At 66.4% G+C, this 18487-nt stretch carries 21 protein-coding genes; 14 read left to right on the top strand and 7 right to left on the bottom strand.

Annotated elements, in window-relative coordinates:
- Positions 1-116 precede the first annotated feature (116 nt).
- Positions 117-950, top strand: a complete 834-nt coding sequence (locus CDA09_RS06540) for a general secretion pathway protein GspB (protein WP_121427890.1) — start codon at positions 117-119, stop codon at positions 948-950.
- Between the two features lie 42 nt (positions 951-992).
- Here the strand turns inward: CDA09_RS06540 and CDA09_RS06535 are convergent, their stop codons facing one another.
- The 5 genes from CDA09_RS06535 to CDA09_RS06520 all read right to left on the bottom strand — a co-directional run bounded on the left by CDA09_RS06535 (position 993) and on the right by CDA09_RS06520 (position 5631).
- On the bottom strand, positions 993-1904 hold the full coding sequence (locus CDA09_RS06535) for a LysR family transcriptional regulator (RefSeq protein ID WP_121427889.1): 912 nt from the start codon (positions 1902-1904) through the stop codon (positions 993-995).
- 215 nt (positions 1905-2119) lie between these two features.
- A complete protein-coding gene (locus tag CDA09_RS23115) occupies positions 2120-2506 on the bottom strand; it encodes a hypothetical protein (RefSeq protein WP_128106534.1) in 387 nt (128 codons plus the stop codon).
- A gap of 137 nt (positions 2507-2643) precedes the next feature.
- Positions 2644-3261, bottom strand: coding sequence for a GIY-YIG nuclease family protein (locus tag CDA09_RS06530; protein WP_164844375.1), 618 nt, complete (start codon positions 3259-3261; stop codon positions 2644-2646).
- Between the two features lie 368 nt (positions 3262-3629).
- Positions 3630-4778 (bottom strand): IS91 family transposase, encoded by a 1149-nt coding sequence (locus tag CDA09_RS06525; protein ID WP_121427887.1) that lies wholly within the window; start codon positions 4776-4778, stop codon positions 3630-3632.
- Between the two features lie 7 nt (positions 4779-4785).
- Positions 4786-5631 carry a tyrosine-type recombinase/integrase gene (locus CDA09_RS06520; RefSeq protein WP_121427886.1) on the bottom strand — a complete coding sequence of 282 codons (846 nt, stop codon included), beginning with the start codon at positions 5629-5631 and terminating at the stop codon, positions 4786-4788.
- A 302-nt stretch (positions 5632-5933) separates the two neighbouring features.
- Between CDA09_RS06520 and CDA09_RS06515 the strand changes: the two genes are divergently transcribed.
- Positions 5934-6455 carry a phage integrase N-terminal SAM-like domain-containing protein gene (locus CDA09_RS06515; RefSeq protein WP_286164393.1) on the top strand — a complete coding sequence of 174 codons (522 nt, stop codon included), beginning with the start codon at positions 5934-5936 and terminating at the stop codon, positions 6453-6455.
- Positions 6456-6684: 229 nt separating this feature from the next.
- Here the strand turns inward: CDA09_RS06515 and leuA are convergent, their stop codons facing one another.
- A complete protein-coding gene (gene leuA, locus CDA09_RS06510) occupies positions 6685-8382 on the bottom strand; it encodes a 2-isopropylmalate synthase (protein WP_174718417.1) in 1698 nt (565 codons plus the stop codon).
- Between the two features lie 172 nt (positions 8383-8554).
- On the opposite strand from leuA, the gene CDA09_RS06505 reads away from it, so the two are divergent.
- The 3 genes from CDA09_RS06505 to CDA09_RS06495 all read left to right on the top strand — a co-directional run bounded on the left by CDA09_RS06505 (position 8555) and on the right by CDA09_RS06495 (position 10154).
- Positions 8555-9022: an Lrp/AsnC family transcriptional regulator gene (locus CDA09_RS06505; RefSeq protein WP_121427883.1), complete on the top strand. Its 468-nt coding sequence runs from the start codon at positions 8555-8557 to the stop codon at positions 9020-9022.
- Between the two features lie 72 nt (positions 9023-9094).
- On the top strand, positions 9095-9730 hold the full coding sequence (locus CDA09_RS06500) for a response regulator (RefSeq protein ID WP_121427882.1): 636 nt from the start codon (positions 9095-9097) through the stop codon (positions 9728-9730).
- Positions 9681-10154, top strand: coding sequence for a response regulator (locus tag CDA09_RS06495; RefSeq protein ID WP_353616641.1), 474 nt, complete (start codon positions 9681-9683; stop codon positions 10152-10154). Before CDA09_RS06500 ends, CDA09_RS06495 begins: the two co-directional genes overlap by 50 nt.
- On the opposite strand, the gene CDA09_RS06490 is transcribed toward CDA09_RS06495, so the two are convergent.
- Positions 10112-11539, bottom strand: a complete 1428-nt coding sequence (locus tag CDA09_RS06490; protein ID WP_121427880.1) for a CHASE3 domain-containing protein — start codon at positions 11537-11539, stop codon at positions 10112-10114. The genes CDA09_RS06495 and CDA09_RS06490 overlap by 43 nt on opposite strands.
- Positions 11540-11742: 203 nt before the next feature.
- On the opposite strand from CDA09_RS06490, the gene CDA09_RS06485 reads away from it, so the two are divergent.
- The 9 genes from CDA09_RS06485 (at position 11743) to CDA09_RS06445 (ending at position 18472) form a co-directional block, all read left to right on the top strand.
- On the top strand, positions 11743-12099 hold the full coding sequence (locus CDA09_RS06485) for an EF-hand domain-containing protein (RefSeq protein ID WP_121430754.1): 357 nt from the start codon (positions 11743-11745) through the stop codon (positions 12097-12099).
- 14 nt (positions 12100-12113) lie between these two features.
- Complete coding sequence (locus CDA09_RS06480) at positions 12114-12419, top strand: BON domain-containing protein (protein ID WP_121427879.1); 306 nt, start codon at positions 12114-12116, stop codon at positions 12417-12419.
- A 28-nt stretch (positions 12420-12447) separates the two neighbouring features.
- Positions 12448-12690 carry a hypothetical protein gene (locus CDA09_RS06475; RefSeq protein ID WP_121427878.1) on the top strand — a complete coding sequence of 81 codons (243 nt, stop codon included), beginning with the start codon at positions 12448-12450 and terminating at the stop codon, positions 12688-12690.
- Between the two features lie 52 nt (positions 12691-12742).
- A complete protein-coding gene (locus CDA09_RS06470; protein ID WP_121427877.1) occupies positions 12743-12940 on the top strand; it encodes a YMGG-like glycine zipper-containing protein in 198 nt (65 codons plus the stop codon).
- Positions 12941-13134: 194 nt separating this feature from the next.
- Positions 13135-14910 carry a glyoxylate carboligase gene (gene gcl / locus CDA09_RS06465; RefSeq protein WP_121427876.1) on the top strand — a complete coding sequence of 592 codons (1776 nt, stop codon included), beginning with the start codon at positions 13135-13137 and terminating at the stop codon, positions 14908-14910.
- Positions 14911-14927: 17 nt separating this feature from the next.
- Positions 14928-15707 (top strand): hydroxypyruvate isomerase, encoded by a 780-nt coding sequence (gene hyi, locus CDA09_RS06460; RefSeq protein ID WP_121427875.1) that lies wholly within the window; start codon positions 14928-14930, stop codon positions 15705-15707.
- A gap of 45 nt (positions 15708-15752) precedes the next feature.
- Positions 15753-16637: a 2-hydroxy-3-oxopropionate reductase gene (gene glxR / locus CDA09_RS06455; protein WP_121427874.1), complete on the top strand. Its 885-nt coding sequence runs from the start codon at positions 15753-15755 to the stop codon at positions 16635-16637.
- Positions 16638-16761: 124 nt separating this feature from the next.
- A complete protein-coding gene (locus tag CDA09_RS06450) occupies positions 16762-18030 on the top strand; it encodes a glycerate kinase type-2 family protein (RefSeq protein WP_121427873.1) in 1269 nt (422 codons plus the stop codon).
- A gap of 40 nt (positions 18031-18070) precedes the next feature.
- On the top strand, positions 18071-18472 hold the full coding sequence (locus tag CDA09_RS06445; RefSeq protein ID WP_121427872.1) for a GlcG/HbpS family heme-binding protein: 402 nt from the start codon (positions 18071-18073) through the stop codon (positions 18470-18472).
- The last annotated feature ends 15 nt before the right edge of the window (positions 18473-18487 follow it).

Genomic DNA, 18487 nt, shown 5'->3' with positions numbered 1-18487 from the left:
CGCACTGCAGAAGTCCGAACACGCCCGCCAGCGCGGCAAGGTGCCGGACCTGAACACCCTTCCCGAAACGGCGTCGGACGCGCCGGACCAAGTCGCCGCACGACGCCCCCCCCTACGTGGCGGCCGGATTCGCGCTCACGCTCGCAGCGGCGGTGCTGGGCTGGTGGCGTCCGTGGCAGGCCGCAGAACCAACGCCGCCGGCGCCCATGGCGGCCGCGAAGCCGCCCGTGGACGATCCGCGCCCGCTCGACGCAGCCACCCAACCGAAGCCGCCGTCCGTGGCAACCGCAGCGCAAGTGAAACCGGACAAGCCCGCCGAACCGGGCCCGGTCGCCGCCGCCTCCTCTCCCGCGGAATTGCCGGCGACCCTGCCGTCCCTGACAGCAGCCACACCAGCGGCACCCGTCGCACAGCCGGCCCCCGCGCCCCTCACTCCCCTCACCCCCGCGCCCCCGCCGGTTGCGGCAGCCGAGCCGCTCCCTTCCGCCGCTCCCGTCGCGCGGACGCGACGCGAAGCGTCCGCCCCCGAGGCGCCGCCACAAGCCGCAGAAACCGCGCAGCCCCGTCGCAGCGAACCCAGCCCGCGCAAGACGGCACAGGCATCACCGGCCTCTCCGCCCGCCGTACCGGTCGCCGCAGCCCCGGTTCCAATCCGGGCGGCGAGCCCGGCGGACGACGCCGCCGACGCTTCGTCGCCGACCAATCGCAAGACATCCGCCGGCCGCATCCTGAGCATCCACGAACTGCCTCCGGCGATCCGTGGCAGCCTGCCGCGCCTCAGCATTTCCGGCGTCGCAGCGGCGCCGAATGCCGGAAAGAGCTGGGCCTTGATCAACGACCGGCTCGTGCAGGAAGGCGAAGAGATCGAACCGGGCCTCACGCTCACCAGCGCGGCGAAGGATGGCGTGGTGCTCGACTACAAGGGTTACCGGTTCAGGGCGCAGCAGTAGCAGGGAGAATCGGTCGCGCGCGGGGCGGTTCGACTGCGCCGGTTAATAGCCGCGCTCCCAATAGCCCGGCGTGGCGTAGATGCCCTTCAGGTATTCGATGAAGTGCCGTACCTTGGCCGGCAGGTAGCGCTGCTGCGGATAGACGGCCTGGATGTCGTACGCAGGGGCGGCGAACTCGTCCAGCACCGTGACAAGCTCGCCGCGCTTGAGTTCGGCCTGGATCTCCCACGTCGATCGCCAGCCGATGCCCAGCCCCTGCTTGACCCAGCTGTAGAGCAGCTCGCCGTCATTGCAGTCGAGGTCACCATCGACCCGCACCGCAACGAGCTTGCCGTCGCGCACGAAGCTCCACCCGCGCTGTTGCCCGCCTTGCAGGTTGAAGGCGAGGCAGTTGTGGCGGGTCAGGTCGTCCAAAACGCGCGGTTCCCCGTAGCGCGCGAAATACCCTGGCGTGCCACACACAACGCGGCGATTCGGAAAGAGCCGCACGGCGACGTAGTTCGGATCGGTGACCTCGCCGATGCGGATTCCCATGTCGTAACCCTCGCGCACCAGATCGACGACGCTGTCGGTCAGGTTGAACGAAAGCTTGAGCTCCGGGTAGCGCGCCTTGAACGCGGGCGCGTGCGCGGCGACGTGGCGGCGGCCGAACGCAGCCGGCGCCGAAACGACGAGGTGGCCACGCACGGTATCGCGGCCGGCGCTGACGCTGGTCTCCGCCTCGTCGAACTCATGAATCAGGTGGCGGCACTGTTCCAGGAACTGTTCGCCAAGCTCCGTGAGCGTGAGGCCGCGCGTCGAGCGGTGCATCAGGCGCACGCCGAGGCGTTTCTCCAGCCCGTCGAGGCGCCGCCCCATCACGACCGGCGTGACCCCTTCGACCAGCGCCGCAGCGGCGAAGCTGCCCTTTTCGGCGACGAGGACGAAGCTGCGGATTTCGGTGTAGCGGTCCATGGCGAAACGCTTAACGTGGAAGTGAGCGACCTGCGCGGCTTTTCGCGCAGGTCCGCTCGACTGCATGGTTATGCGTACTGCCTAGCGCGCTCAAGGAGCAAATCAATGTTCTGAATTGGTTCATCGAAATCCTTGGCGGTAAGTGTTTCAAGTTTATGGACTACGATATTTCTGAACTCCTTCCGGTATTGAAGGAATGAGGTGTATGAAGATGGCTATTTTTTCGAGGACGATTTTTCTCTTGCGTCCGCCTCAGCACCAAGCACCTGCTTTAGCTGATTGCACTCACCCTCTGTTGGTGGTGTCCAGCCTGCCGGCTTCTCCTTCCAAGGGTTAACGCCCATGCATTCCATTAGGCGGACTTTCCTTGGGTCTTGCATGGCAGCCTCGACTTGCTTTGCTGCTCGCTCGACAGTTGGTTCGGCTCTTTGAGTTGAAGCGCTACCCGTGGGGTTTGCGTTCTTGACGGAACTATCGTTCTTTGGGCTGAAAACAATAAACAGAACAACGACTCCCAAGGCAATCCATATCCACTTTGCGCTTCTCTTCACTGGCTTTTGTATTCCGCAATTCGGACAGATTTTTGCCTCATCGCTGACCATCGATTTACATTCCCTGCACGGTTTTAGCGCCATAGTAGATTCCTGACAGATGAATGAGGGGGCGTAAATGATGACGCCTAACGAATTGAATTCACCAGCCTGCGCGGCTTTTCGCGCAGGTCCGGTGGAATGATGGGTTAGCCACGTTCGTGTCTTTGGGCAATTTCTACACACGCCTCGTGAGTAAATAAATCGGTGCAGTTAATCATTGAATACTCGTCAAGCTGATGCACGAATAGACGGGCATTGTCTTCAGGGTTTCTCGATGCCAAGAACATCTCTCCTGTTCCGTCAGTAATAAAACCGAGGTCAGTTCGTTCGATTATTTCGTCTCTTAAACCTGAATGGCGGTAACGCACAGATTCGAGGTACACGATCTCATCACTGTGAGTGATCTTGATCGAATGAAAGTCCGGCTTAAGGTAGCTCGGATACTTCTTTTTTAGATCGGGAAGAATTTCTACGCCGCTATTGGCCCCAATACGAGGAACCAGAAAACCAACAGACTCCTCCATCAACCCGCAAACTGCCTCTCGAATCGGAATTTGAAAGAACTCTCGATTTGGCTGATAACGGTAATCATCAAAACGCGCATGCAGCCGCTTTTCAACGAACTTGCAGTCCGTTACAAGCTCATCGTAGATGACGATGAAATCGTCCGGCACCCCCGTGCCACGCAAATCTTTGGCACGCTCCTTAGGAGTGCGCTCAGTCAACCCAATTTTGACCAGCCCTCGCATTGCGGGGTTAATCATGATGTAAACGAATCCTGCGCTCATAGTAGTAAGTGGCTAACGAATAGCGTTTATCCGCCGCTGAGGGCGCGCGGGGTCAGTGAATGCGATCATGGCGGCGGATAAACCTCGTTGGACTGAATCGCCGCTACGGCGGATGCTATGGGGATTGTAAGCGGCGATCCTGCGGCGTCAATCCTTTGGCATGCGGCGAGCACCCTTTCGGGCATGCGAAACGGGCCATCCGGAGTCCGGGAGCGGCCATTTTCGGACGGTCGTCGGGACGGTGAGACCGGACGGCAGTACCGCGCCGGGATCGGGGCGAGCACCGCCGCGGGCGCCCGCCGGCGTGCCCGTAATCCAGGTCATTGGTGGGCATGTCGGCGCGTTCATGGCGGCCCTCGCGTGTGAAGCGTCCGATGCGCCGGCGGGAGGAGCGCCACCACGCGCATCTTTCCGCGGCCGCAACACGGGCAGCGCTGATGCTCGATCCGCGCCACGCGGCGCAGGAAGTCGGCGACCGTTTCGACGGTGGCCGGTGACGGGGCCGGCACGGCGAGCGCGGCCCGCGCGGCGGCCAGGCCGGGGCGCTTGCGCGCCGGCGAAAGCAGGCCGTAGTGGCGAATGCGCTTGAAGCCGGCGGGGAGCACATGGAGCAGGAAGCGGCCGATGAAGTCGACGCCCGGGAGGCGCAGTGTCCGTTTCTTGCCGCCACCGGCTTCCGCTCGCACGCGGAAGGCGACCTGCTCGCCGTCGATGCCGACGATGCGCTCGTTGGAGATCGCGACCCGGTGGGTATAACGGCCGAGATATTCGAGGACCGCTTCGGGCCCGCCGAGCGGCTGTTTAGCGTAGACCACCCAGTCATGGTCGTGCAGGCGCCGCTTGAGGGGCAGCCAGTCGGCGCCGGCCGGCCAGTGCTCGCTGCCGGCCAGCTGTGCGAGGCCGGCGACGAAGTTGCCGCGGAACACGCGCGAGAGCGCGCGCACCGGGAACAGGAAGCCCTTCTTCGGCCGAATCCACTCGCCGCCTGAACTCAACGCGCCGCCGGCGACGAGCGCATGAACATGAACGTGGCGGCGCAGATCCTGGGTCCAGGTGTGCAGCACGAGCGAGAACGCCGGCACGCCTCCCAGATGGCGGGGGCTGGCCGCGAACTCCGTGAGCGTGGCGGCCACGCTGGCAAAGAGCAACTCGTACAGAGCCCTCGGGCGGGCGGCGACGAGACCGTTGAGGATGTGCGGCAACGTGAAGACAAGGTGGAAGTAAGGCACCGGCAGCACCTCCCGGCGCCGGGCGGCGAGCCAGGCTTCCTTCGCCCGCGTCTGGCATTGCGGACAGTGGCGGTTGCGGCACGAATGATAGACGTGCCGGCGCCGCCCGCAGGAGTCGCAGGCTTCGAGATGCCCGCCGAGGGCCGGCGTGCGGCAGGCGGCGATCGCCCGCCAGACCTTCGCGCCGCCGCGCGGCAGCGGCCGGGTGGCGAGATAGGCCGGGCCGAAGGTGTCGAGCACCTCGGCCAGGCCGGCCGGGCACATCGGGCGCTCAGTGCGGGTCGAGCAGCTCGAGCGGCGAAGTCGTGCCGGTCAGGCGTGAGCGCGCCAGATGCAGGTAGCGCATCGTCGTGGTGACATGGCCGTGTCCGAGCAGGCGCTGGAGGGTCGGCAGATCGACGCCGGCTTCGAGCAGATGGGTGGCGAAGGCGTGGCGCAGCGAATGGATGCCCCCGCCCGGGGCGATCCCAGCCGTATCGCGCGCGGCCCAGTACATGCGCTGGGCCGTTTCCGCGCCCATCGGTCCGTCGCCGGCGCCGTTCGGAAACAGCCAGCGCCCCGGACGGTACAGGCGCCAGTAGTGGCGCAGGACTTCGAGCAGCCGCGGCGAGAGCAGCGTGTAGCGGTCCTTGCCGCCCTTGGCCTGCCGCACCTTCAGGCACATCCGATCCGAGGCTGACTCGATATCGGAGAGTTCCAGCGCGCACAGCTCGGACACCCGCAAACCGGCCGCATAGGCCGTCGTCAGCGCGGCGCGGGCGCGTTCGTTGCGAGCCGCCGCCAGCAGCCGCACCACTTCCTCGCGGGTGAGGATCTGGGGTAGCCGCTTGGGCACCTTGGCCATCGGAATCTCGAAGTCCCCCGCTTCGCGCCCGAGCACCCGCGCCAACAGGAAGCGAATCGCGCAATTGGCCTGATTGACCGACGCGTAGGCGAGCTTGCGCTCTTCGATCAGGTACAGCAGATAGGCCTGGATCTGGGCCGCGTCGAGCCGATCCGGTGGGCAATGGTAGTGGCGCGCCAGCCCCGCCACGCAGCGCAGGTAGCACTCGCGCGTGCGCGCCGAGAAGCCGCGCAGCACCATCGCCTCATCCATTCGTTGGCGCAAGACAGACATGATCGTCTCCTGAAGATGCCGGGAACATTCCCGGTTTCAGGATCGATCAGGTGACGAAATTTGCTGGAAAATCCTGTCGCAAGGCAGTGGTCAGCGAACAAGATGGCGATGCTAAACGCATCGACTGCCTGCCACCGCGCAAGCGGTTTAGTTCAACGTGTTGTAGACAGCAAAGTTGCTGCATAAGTAGGTTGCGTGCTGTATAAGTAGGCGCGCACGTCACTGCATGATGCCATTGTAATCACATCCTTATTGGCTATACTGTATTTATGCACAGTATACACAACACGACCAAACCCGCCTTGAAGCCTTCCGGGGACTATCCGCGGCCCGCGCGGCTGCTCGATCAGGTGCGGGAACGTATCCGGTACAAGCACTACAGCATACGAACGGAACAGGCGTATGTCTATTGGGTGCGCCTTTTCGTCCGGCATCAGGGTTTGCGCCATCCGAGCGAGATGGGCGCCGCCGAGGTCGAGGACTTCCTGCGCTGGCTGATCAGCGAGCGCGCGGTGGCGCCTTCGACACACACTCAGACGCTTTCCGCGCTCCTATTCTTGTACCGCGAAGTGCCTAGGATGAATTTGCCATGGATGATCGAGATTGGCCGGCCGAAACAGCGTGAGCGCGTGCCGGCGGTGCTGTCGCGGGGCGAAGTAGCAAGATTGCTCGCGACAATGGACGGCGTGGAGGGCGATCTCGCGCTGCTCCTGTACGGCACGGGCATGCGACTCATGGAGGCTCTTCGCTTGCGCGTGAAGGACGTCGGCTTCGAGCGTAACGGGATTACGGTGCGCGAAGGCAAGGGAGGAAAGGGCGCGTGATGCTGCCTGCAATGCTTGCCCCTCTGCACACATGTGCTTATTAACCCGGCAACCAAATACCGTTCGGGCTGAGCTTGTCGAAGCCCTGCCGAGCCTAGCCCTTCGACAAGCTCAGGGCGAACGGGGTGATCTATTAGATTGCCGTGTTAATAATCGCTGTGGAGGGGTGTCGTCAGCCCTCCGGACAGGCTGTAGCGCGAACGCCTGAGCGTCCGCGCTACCAGGCTTGTCAGGCCGCGTGCGGCTTTTCGCTGGCGAGGGCCGCACCGCCGGCGCGGTTGAGCGCGCTGACCATCGCCTTGATCGACGCGGTGACGATGTTCTCGTCGATGCCGACGCCGAAGCAGTCTCCCGCGGCGCCGGGGCGCGCCACTTCGATCAGCGCGTAGGCACGGGCGTCGCCGCACTGGGCGCTACTGCCGAAGGAGCGTTCCTCGTAGCTGCGCACCTGAAGGTCGATGCCGATTACGTGCAGCGCGCGCACGGCAGCGTCGATCGGGCCGTTGCCTTCGGCGACGAGGGTCTGCGGCTGGCCAGCGATTTCGAGCGTGAGGCGGATGCCCTGGGCGGCGTCGTGCTCGAAGAGGTGGTGCCCGACGTAGCGCACCGACTTGTCGTTGGCGAGGTAGGTTTCCGAGAACAGGCGCCAGATGTCGGCGGCCGTGACTTCGCCCTTGTGCGTGTCGGCGTGCTTCTGCACGACGGCGGCGAATTCGACCTGCAGGCGCCGCGGCAGGACGATGCCGTATTCGGTTTCGAGCAGGTAGGCGATCCCGCCCTTCCCGGACTGGCTGTTGACCCGGATCACCGAGTCGTAGCTGCGGCCGACGTCCGCCGGGTCGATCGGGAGGTAGGGCACGTTCCACGGTTGATCGGCCTTGTGAGCCGCAAAACCCTTCTTGATGGCGTCCTGGTGGGAGCCGGAGAAGGCCGTGAAGACGAGGTCCCCGACGTAGGGGTGGCGCGGGGAGATGGGGAGCTGGGTGCAGTGCTCCACGGTTCGGGCGACGGCGTTGATGTCCGAGAAGTCGAGTCCCGGATTGACGCCTTGCGTGTAGAGGTTGAGCGCGAGCGTGACGATGTCGACGTTGCCGGTGCGCTCGCCGTTGCCGAAGAGGCAGCCTTCGACGCGGTCGGCGCCGGCCATGAGGCCGAGCTCGGCGGCGGCGACGGCGGTGCCGCGGTCGTTGTGCGGGTGGACGCTGATGAGGACGCTGTCGCGGCGGGCGACGTTGCGGTGCATCCACTCGATCTGGTCGGCGTGGACGTTGGGCGTCGCGACCTCCACCGTCGCGGGCAGGTTGAGGATGACCTTGTTGTCGGGCGTCGCACCCCAGGCTTCGGTGACGGCGTTGCAGACTTCGAGTGCGAAATCGAGCTCGGTGGCGGTGAAGGTCTCGGGGCTGTACTGGAGGCGGATCTCGGTCTCGGGCTGTTCGGCGGCGAGCTGCTTGATGAGCTTCACGGTCGACACGGCGAGGTCGATGATCTGCGGCTTGCTCATGCCGAAGACGGTCTCGCGGAAGGTTTCCGACGTGGCGTTATAGACGTGCACGATCACGCGCTTGGCGCCGCGGATCGACTCCATCGTGCGGCGGATGAGCTCCTCGCGCGCCTGGGTGAGGACCTCGATCGTGACGTCGTCGGGGATGTGGCCGCCTTCGATGAGTTCGCGCACGAAGTCGAATTCGATCTGCGACGCCGACGGGAAGGCGATTTCGATTTCCTTGAAGCCAATGTCGCACAGCGTGTGGAAGAGTTTCATCTTCTTCGCGGCGTCCATCGGTTCGAAGATCGACTGGTTGCCGTCGCGCAGGTCCGTGCTCATCCAGATCGGGTGCTTGTCGATGACGCGGCTGGGCCACTGGCGGTCCGGGAGGTTCACCGGCGGGAAGGGACGGTACTTGCTGGACGGGTCGGTCAACATGATGGGGTCCGGGGGTGCGAAGAATGGTTGTCGATGGGAAGCATGGTACGCAAAAGGACTTGGCAGAGGCTTGCGTTCTTGCAGCGCATCAACGATTTTTTTGGCAGATTATTGCGCATCTGCTAGATTTGCAGACATCCACGGAAATAATCGTCAACACACCGGCAATCACATGCAACTCGACCGCTACGACCGCGAGATCCTGCGCGTGCTGCAGCAGGACGGGCGCATCAGCAACCAGGATCTCGCCGACCGCATCGGCCTGTCGCCCTCGCCCTGCCTGCGGCGTGTGCGCGCGCTGGAGGAATCGGGCCTGATCGCGGGCTACCGTGCGCTGGTCGATGCGAAGGCGCTGGGGCTCACGCTGATGGCGCTGATCCAGATCTCGATGGACCGCCACACGCAGGAGCGCTTCAAGGACTTCGAGAAAGCCGTGCTCGCCATCCCGGAAGTGCTCGAATGCCTGCTGATCACCGGGCAGTCGGCGGACTACCAGATGAAAGTCGTCGTGCGCGACATGGACGCCTACCAGGAATTGCTGCTGAACCGCATCACGCGCATTCCCGGCGTGACGGGTGTGCATTCGAGCTTCGTGCTGCGGCGGGTGGTGGACCGGCAGGCGCTGCCGGTGGGCGCTTGAGGGAATGCCGCGGCGCGAACGCAAGCGGCGCGGGGACGGACTAACTGTTCGGATGCCATTTCGGGAGCCTGCATGCTGCGAATCGCCATCGTCGATGACCACCAGATCGTCCGCGCGGGTTTTCGCGAGATGCTCGCGGAGGAGCTGGACCTCGAAATCGCGTTCGAGGCCACTTCCGGCGAGGAGGCGCTCGGGGCGCTGCGCAACACGGGCTGCGATGTCGTGCTGCTCGACCTCGCCCTGCCGGGGCAGAGCGGCGTGGACGTGCTGCGCGCGGTCCGCCAGCGCTTTGCGGACGTGCGCGTGCTGGTGCTGTCGGGCTTTCCCGAGGAGCGCTACGCGGTGGCGTTGCTGCGCAACGGGGCCGACGGTTACCTGTGCAAGGATTGCGACCGCGACGCGCTGATCCGCGCGATCCGTACCGTGGCGGAGGGCCGGCGCTACGTGTCGACGCGCACCGCGGAGCTGCTCGCGGAGGAGCTGGCGGGCGGCGGGACGGCGCCGGCGCACGAGTCGCTGTCGGAGCGCGAGCTGCAGGTGTTCCTGCGTCTCGCGCGCGGCGAGTCGGTGTCGGATATCGCGGATACGCTTGCGCTGAGCGTGAAGACCGTAAGCACCTATCGCTCGCGCCTGCTGGAAAAGCTGGAGGTCGCGAGCAATGCGGAACTCGCGGCGTACGCGATCCGGCACGGGTTGCTGGTCGAGTGAGGACGCCCCGATCATGGCGCCGCACGCCCTCCCGCCGCTGAAGGTCCTGCTGATCGAGGATTCCCCCCTCCTCGGCAAGCTGCTGGGCGGGATGCTGGAGGAGCTGGAGGGCGTCGCAGTGGTCGCCGTCGCGGCGGACGAAGCTGCGGCGCTCGCGGAGCTGGAGGCACAGCGCCCGGACCTGGCGATCGTGGATCTCAACCTGCGCGAGGGCAGCGGGCTCGGGGTGCTGCACGCATTGCGGGCGAAACCCGAGCGCTACGGGCAGCCCTCGACGGCGGTGTTCACGAACCACACCCACACGCACCTGCGCGAGCGCTGCTGCGCGCTGGGGGTGGACCGCTTCTTCGACAAGGCGCTGGAGATGGATGCCCTGCTGGACTACGTGGAATCCATACGCCGTTCTTCCGCCAGGGCGGGCTGAGGGGACTCGGCAGACGGCTCGCCCGCCCTGCCCCGTGCGCAGGGCAGGCTCGCGCGGATGTGCGTGCCCCGGCCGGGGGCGCTGTCGATGGCGAGTTCGCCGGCAAACATCTGCACGCGGTGACGCATGCCCGCAAGGCCGTGTCGCCCGCGCGCGGCGTGCGCGTCGAAGCCTGCGCCGTCGTCCGCGACCACCAGTTGCACGCATTCGGGCGTGACCTGCAGCGACAGTTCGACGCGCTGCGCGTGCGCATGGCGGCGTACGTTGGTGAGCGCTTCCTGGACGATGCGGAACAGCGCGAGCGAGGTTTCCTCGGGCAGCGGGAGGTCGTCTTCGGGCAGCTCGAGCGCGACCCCGATGCCGGTGTTCTTGGCGAATTCCTCGCCCAGCGTGCGCAGCGCGGCGACGATGCCGAGCTCCTTCAGCAGCGGCGGGCGCAGGTCGTCGATGATGCGGCGCTTGAGCGCGATGCCGCTGTCGAGCGTGCGCAGCAGGCGGTCGAAGCGGTCGCGATGCGGCGCGAGCGCGGCCGGTTCGAGCTTGCGCGCGATCCACGCGACGTCCATGCGCACCGCGGTGAGGAGTGCCCCGAGCTCGTCGTGGAGTTCGCGCGCGAGCCGCGCCTTTTCGGCTTCGCGCGTGTTCGTGAGGTGACTCGCGAGATCGGAGAGTTCGGCCGTGCGCGCACGCACTTGGCCTTCCAGGCGGGCGTTTTCGCGCGTGAGCAGCGTGGCGATCTGTTCGCGCAGCCGCACCTGCGCGCGCAAGGTGAGGAACAGGATCACCAGCAGCGCGAGCGCGCCGCCCGCGAGCGTCGCGACGACCCAGCGCGTGCGGTCGACGTGGGCGATCGACTCGTCGAACGATCGCTGGCCCTGCGCGCGCGTGCGGCGCTTGATCTCGCCCAGCGTCTTGCGAATGTCGTCCATGTAGCGCCGGCCGTCCGCGGACGCGGAGCGGTCGGCGAGCTGGCCGCGCTCGACCTCGTCCGAGAGGATGCGCATGCGCAGCGTGATGAGCCCGGTGATGTGGGACAGGATCTCCTCGTTCTCCGGCCCCTTGCCGAGATCGAGGTAGATGTCGTCGAGCGTGTAGTTGAGCGTGGCGAGGCTGTTGAGGTAAGGCTCGAGGTAGGCGCGGTTGCGCGTGAGCAGGTAGCCGCGCACCCCGTTCTCGGCTTCGACGAGCTGGATCATCAGGCTGTCGACGCGCCCCGTGCGCTCGGCATGCAGTTGCAGCTTGCCGAGCGCCTCGAGGCTGGTGCCCGCCTGCCAGAAGCTCGACGCGAAGAGCGACAGCACCAGCACGCAGCCCAGCGCCAGCAGTCCCTGGCGTCCGAGGCGGGCAGTGCGGGCGTAGGCGCGAATCGGCGTCATCAGGCTCATGGCGAATCTCCACGACGGGCTCTTGCGAGTCTCGATTCTTGCAGGATTTGTCCTACACGCGATTCCGCATCGTCCGACAGACCCTCCCCTGCGCGATCCCTACCATGGGCCCTGCTCGCGACGCACCTCGCACAGGCACGCAGCGGCATTCGCCGCCGGGGCCACGAACGAAACGATAGCCCCACCCCTGCAGGAGAGGACCGATGAAAAACATTCTTACCGTACTCGCACTGGCAGCCGCCGGTACCCTGCCCGTTGCAGCGGCGGCCGCCGACCCGGCCAAGCCCCCTGTCACCCCGGATTCCGCCCCGGCGGCGCTCAAGGGCGTGACACCCCAGGCCGGCCGCACCGAACTGCCGCCGATGTTCAAGGAGCTCGATCAGGACAAGGACGGGCAGATCTCGAAGGACGAGGCGAAGCGCTCGGCCGAGGTCCTGTCGAACTTCGATGCGATCGACACCGACCACAACGGAAAGATTTCGCTGATCGAGTGGAACGCGCACGAAAAGGCGAAACGGCTGTCGCAACAGTCAGCGCGGCCGGGCGGATTGCCGGAATGAAAGGAGGACACATCATGCAGCGCATCATCGCCTCCACCCTGCTCGCCGCAGCGCTGTGCGCGCTGGCGGCCTGCAGCGGCACGCCGACGCACGAGAGCACCGGCGAATACATCGACGACAGCGTGATCACGACCCGGGTCAAGACGGCCTTCGTGCAGGACAAGGCGGTCGACGCCCTGGACATCAAGGTCGTGACCTTCAAGGGCGCCGTGCAGCTCTCGGGCTTCGCGAACAACAGGCAGGAAATGGAACGGGCCGTGCAGCTCGCCCGCAGCGTGAAAGGCGTGACGTCGGTGAAGAACGACATCCGCGTGAAGTAACCCCCGCCCCAAACACAGGAGATTCATCATGAGTACGACGAAGACATCGCGACAGCTCGTCCGCCCCCTGCTGATCGCGGCCCTGGTGACGCCGCTGCTGCTCGCGGCCTGCGGCAAGAAGGAAGCGGCGTCGCCGATGCCGTCCAAGTCAGCGGCGCCGCCCGCCTCCCCGGTGAGCTCGCCGGCGCCCGCTGCCCCGACGCCGCCGGCAAGCGGTTCGGATTCGACATCACCGGCCGCGCCCGCAACGGGCAGCGAACCGGCGAAATAAGCGCGGCCAGCCCGGCCCCGGCAGCGGGTTAATCTTCCGCAAGGAGGTCATCATGAAAAACCAGGGCCTGAAATCGATGCTCGTGATCGTGGCCGCCGCGTTCAGCCTGTCGGCCTGCTCGACCACCGGCGGCACCATCCTCGGTGCCGCGGTCGGCGCCGGCGTCGGCCACCATGCCACCCACTCGACCGCCGGCGCGATCGGCGGTGCTGCCCTCGGCGGCGTCATCGGCCACGAACTCTCGCGCTGATCCGACAGTGTGTCACCCATGCCCCCGGCCATCCGCCGGGGGTTTTGCATTTTCGGCGCCCGCCGAAGAAGTCGATACTTGAAGTATCGACAGAAACGATTCCCGCGGTAATTCATTCCGCGTGCGTTCCTCCCTATCCTGCATCCAACACCCATCGACGGCCCCGAGCCGATCAGGAGACAGGAGGAGACACCATGGCCCGCATGAGAGCAGTCGACGCTGCCGCGGCAGTGCTGCGCAAGGAAGGCATCACGACCTTGTTCGGCATCCCCGGCGCGGCGATCAACCCGCTGTACTCGGCGCTGCGCAAGGACGGCAGCTTCCGGCACTACCTCGCCCGCCACGTCGAGGGCGCCTCGCACATGGCCGAGGGCTACACCCGCACCAAGGCCGGCAACATCGGCGTGTGCATCGGCACCTCGGGCCCGGCGGGCACCGACATGATCACGGGCCTGTACTCGGCGTCGGCGGATTCGATACCCATCCTCTGCATCACCGGCCAGGCGCCGCGCGCGCGGCTCTACAAGGAGGACTTCCAGGCCGTCGACATCGAGTCGATCGCGAAGCCGGTGACGAAATGGGCAGTCACCGTGCGCGAACCGGCGCAGGTGCCGCGCGTGTTCCAGCAGGCTTTCCACATCATGCGCTCGGGCCGCCCCGGCCCGGTGCTGATCGACCTGCCCTTCGACGTGCAGATGGCCGAGATCGAGTTCGACGAGGAGACCTACGAACCGCTGCCCGTCTATAAGCCCGCGGCGACGCGCGCCCAGGCCGAGAAGGCGATCGCGATGATGAACGCCGCCGAGCGTCCGCTGATCGTCGCCGGGGGTGGCGTGATCAACGCCGACGCGGCAGCGAAGCTGCAGCAATTCGCCGAGATCATGGGTGTGCCGGTAATCCCGACGCTGATGGGCTGGGGCACGATCCCCGACGACCATCCGCTGATGGCCGGCATGGTCGGGCTTCAGACTTCGCACCCGTACGGCAACGCGACCATGCTCGCGTCCGACTTCGTGATCGGTATCGGCAACCGCTGGGCGAACCGCCACACCGGCTCCGTCGAGGTGTATACCGCCGGCCGCAAGTTCGTGCATATCGACATCGAGCCGACGCAGATCGGCCGCGTGTTCGGGCCGGATTACGGCATCGTCTCCGACGCCGGCGCGGCGCTCGACCGCCTGATCGAAGTCGCCCGCGAGATGCAGGCCGACGGGCGCCTGCCCGACCGTCGCCAGTGGGTCGAGGACTGCCAGGGCCGCAAGCGCACGATGCTGCGCAAGACGCACTTCGACGAGACGCCGATGAAGCCGCAGCGCGTCTATGAGGAGATGAACAAGGCCTTCGGCAAGGACACCTGCTACGTCACGACGATCGGCCTGTCGCAGATCGCCGCCGCGCAGTTCCTGCATGTGTACAAGGAGCGTCACTGGATCAACTGCGGCCAGGCGGGGCCGCTGGGCTGGACCGTGCCGGCCGCGCTCGGCGTCGTCGCCGCCGACCCGAAGCGCAAGGTGGTGGCGATCTCGGGCGACTACGACTTCCAGTTCATGATCGAGGAGCTCGCGGTGGGCGCGCAGTTCAAGCTGCCCTACCTGCACGTCGTCGTGAATAATGCCTACCTCGGCCTGATCCGCCAGTCGCAGCGCGGCTTCGACATGGATTACTGCGTGCAGCTCGCGTTCGAGAACATCAACGCGCCCGAGACCGAAGGCTACGGCGTCGATCACATCGGCGTCGTCGAAGGCCTCGGCTGCAAGGCGATCCGCGTGCGGAAGCCGGAGGACATCCGCCCGGCCTTCGCCCAGGCGCGCGCTTGGATGGAGGAATTCCGCGTGCCGGTGGTGGTCGAGATCATTCTGGAACGCGTGACCAACATCGCGATGGGCACCGAGATCAACGCAATCAACGAATTCGAGCCGCTGGCCGAAAGCCGCGCCGATGCGCCGACGGCGGTCGCACTGCTCGACTGACAACGGGAGAAAGACACATGCCGAAGTTCAATGCCAACCTGACGATGCTGTTCAACGAGGTCGGCTTCCTCGACCGCTTCGAGGCGGCCGCCGATGCGGGCTTCAAGGGCGTCGAGTACCTCTTCCCCTACGCGTTCAGGAAGGAGGAACTCGCCGAGCGCCTCGACCATTACGGCCTCACGCAGGTGCTGCACAACCTGCCGGCGGGCGACTGGGACGCGGGCGACCGCGGCCTCGCCTGCGATCCGGCGCGCGTCGGCGAATTCCAGGACGGTGTCGGGCGCGGCATCGAATACGCGCAGGCGCTGGGCTGCAGGCAGCTCAACTGCCTCGCCGGCAAGGTGCCGGCCGGCGTCGAGGCGGGCCGCGTGCGCGAGACCTTCATCGACAACCTGCGCTTCGCCGCGGCGAAACTCAAGGACGCGGGCATCCGCCTGCTGATGGAGCCGATCAATACGTACGACATCCCCGGCTTCTACCTCAACCGCACGTCGCAGGCGGCGGAGATCCTGGAAGCGGTCGGCTCGGACAACCTCTTCATCCAGTACGACATCTATCACGCACAACGCATGGAAGGCGAACTCGCGAACACGATCAAGCGCTACCTGCCGCAGATCGCGCACATGCAGCTCGCCGACAACCCGGGCCGCAACGAGCCGGGCACGGGCGAGATCAACTGGCGCTTCCTGTTCGATTTCATCGACCGCAGCGGCTACGACGGCTGGATCGGCTGCGAATACAAGCCGGCTGGCGACACGCGCGCAGGACTCGGCTGGATCGAGGCGCTGACGCGCTGAGCACCCCTGCCCCACAGAGACACCATACATAAAGGAGACCACGACATGGCGAACATCGGATTCATCGGACTGGGCATCATGGGCGCGCCGATGGCCCAGCACCTCATCGACGGCGGCCACACGCTGTTCGTGAACACCCACGGCAAGACGCCGCGCCAGATCGTCGACGCCGGCGCGACCGTGTGCGAAACCGGCCGCGAAGTCGCGCAGAAGTCCGACTTCATCATCCTGATGGTGCCCGACACGCCGAACGTCGAAGAGGCGCTCTTCGCCGCGAACGGCGTCGCCGAAGGCCTGTCGCCGGGCAAGATCGTCATCGACATGAGCTCGATCAGCCCGGTCTCGACCAAGCAATTCGCGCAGAAGATCAACGACCTCGGCTGCGAATACCTCGACGCGCCGGTCTCGGGCGGCCAGGTGGGCGCGAAGGCGGGCACGCTGTCGATCATGGTCGGCGGCAAGCACTCGACCTTCGAGAAGGCGCTGCCGCTCTTCCAGCTGATGGGCAAGAACATCACGCTGGTCGGCAGGAACGGCGACGGCCAGACCTGCAAGGTCGCCAACCAGATCATCGTCGCGCTCAACATCGAGGCGGTGGCCGAGGCGCTGTTGTTCGCCGCGAAGAACGGCGCCGATCCGGCGCGCGTGCGCGAGGCGCTGATGGGCGGCTTCGCGTCCTCGCGCATCCTCGAAGTGCACGGCGAGCGCATGATCAAGCGCACCTTCGATCCGGGCTTCCGCATCGAGCTGCACCAGAAGGACCTCAACCTCGCGCTGGCGACCGCGCGCCAGATCGGCGTGTCGCTGCCCAACACCGCGACCGCGCAGGAGCTCTTCAACGCCTGCGCTGCGCACGGCGGGGCCGGCCGCGACCACTCCGCGATGGTGCAGGCGCTGGAGAAGATGGCGAACTTCGAGATTGGGCAATAAGTGGCCAGTAACTCCACGTCCGCAAGGCAATACGCGTAATACCGGATGTTCCCCGCAAGGCTCGCGGGAGAACATCAGACCCCGCGCGGTCAAACACCTCGCCCCTCCCGATTCGGATCCCGCCATGACCACTGAAGACGACATCCGCGCCCTGCTGCGGCAGATGTTCACCGCCGCTGTGGAAGCCGCCCAGCCCGAACGCTGCATCCCGCGCCACCTGCCCGCGCCGCCGAAGGGCCGCACCGTCGTCATCGGCGCGGGCAAGGCCTCTGCCGCGATGGCGCAGGCGCTGGAACGCAACTGGCCGGGGCCGCTCTCCGGCCTCGTCGTCACCCGCTACGGCTACGCCGTGCCCTGCGAGCGCATCACCATCGTCGAGGCCGCCCACCCGGTGCCCGATGTGGCGGGCCTCGCCGCCGCACGCGGCATGCTCGAAACCGTGCAGGGCCTCACCGCGGACGACCTCGTGATCTGCCTGATCTCGGGCGGCGGCTCGGCGCTGATGCCGCTGCCGGCCGAAGGCATCACGCTCGAGGACAAGCAGGCGATCAACCGCGCGCTGCTGAAATCCGGCGCGACGATCGCCGAGATGAACTGCGTGCGCCGCCACCTCTCGGCGATCAAGGGCGGCCGGCTCGCCGCGGCCTGCCATCCGGCGCGCGTCGTCAATCTGCTGATCTCCGACGTACCCGGCGACAACCCCATCGCCATCGCCTCCGGCCCCACCGTCGGCGACCCGACGAGCTGCGCCGACGCGCTGGAGATCGTCGCGCGCTACGGCATCGAGCTCCCGGCCGCGGCGCGCGCGCTGCTGGAGAGCGGCGCGGGCGAATCGGTCAAACCCGGCGATGCGCGCCTCGCCCGCGTGACGACGACGCTCGTCGCGACGCCGCAGATGGCGCTCGAAGCCGCCGCGAAGGTCGCCGCCTGCGCCGGCTACACGCCGCTGCTGCTCGGCGACAGCATCGAAGGCGAAGCGCGCGACGTCGGCAAAGTGATGGCCGGCATCGCGCTGCAGGTGCGCCGCCACCGCCAGCCGGTCGCGGCGCCCTGCGTGCTGCTCTCGGGCGGCGAGACGACCGTCACGGTGCGCGGCCAGGGGCGCGGCGGACGCAACGTCGAGTTCCTGCTCTCGCTCGCGGTGGCGCTCGACGGCGAACCGGGCGTGCATGCGGTCGCGGGCGACACCGATGGTGTGGACGGGCAGGAAGAGATCGCCGGCGCCTTCGTCACGCCCGACACCCTCGAACGCGCCTGGTCGCGAGGCATCCGTCCGCGCGACAGTCTCGCAAACAACGACGGCCACGGCTTCTTCGAAGCACTGGGCGACTCGCTCGTCACCGGCCCGACGCTGACCAACGTAAACGACTTCCGCGCGATCGTCGTGCTGTAACGCCGACGCCGCACACTCGAACCACAGGAGGTATCACGCAATGAAAACCATCAAGGCCCTCACCCTCGACGACGTCAAGCGCATCGCTGCCGCGGCCGAAGCCGAGGCGCTCAGGAACGGCTGGGCCGTGACGATCGCCGTATGCGACGCCGGCGGCCACGCGCTGTGGCTGCAGCGCCTGGACGGCGCCCCGCTCTCGAGCGCGCTGATCGCACCCGAGAAGGCGCGCACCAGCGTGATGGCGGGCAAGCCCAGCAAGGCCCTGGAGGATATGATCAACGGCGGCCGCTACGCCGCGCTGGCGATGCCGGTCGTGCCGCTCGAAGGCGGCGAACCGATCGTGGTCGACGGCGCCGTGATCGGCGCGGTCGGCGTGTCCGGCGTCAAGGCCAGCGACGACGCGCAGATCGCCCGTGCGGGCATCGCTGCCTTGGACCAGTAGGCACAGCAATAACAA

It is taken from the genome of Azoarcus sp. DN11 (genome assembly GCF_003628555.1).
Lineage (GTDB): Bacteria > Pseudomonadota > Gammaproteobacteria > Burkholderiales > Rhodocyclaceae > Aromatoleum.
This window is presented reverse-complemented; position numbering and strand designations above follow the sequence as displayed.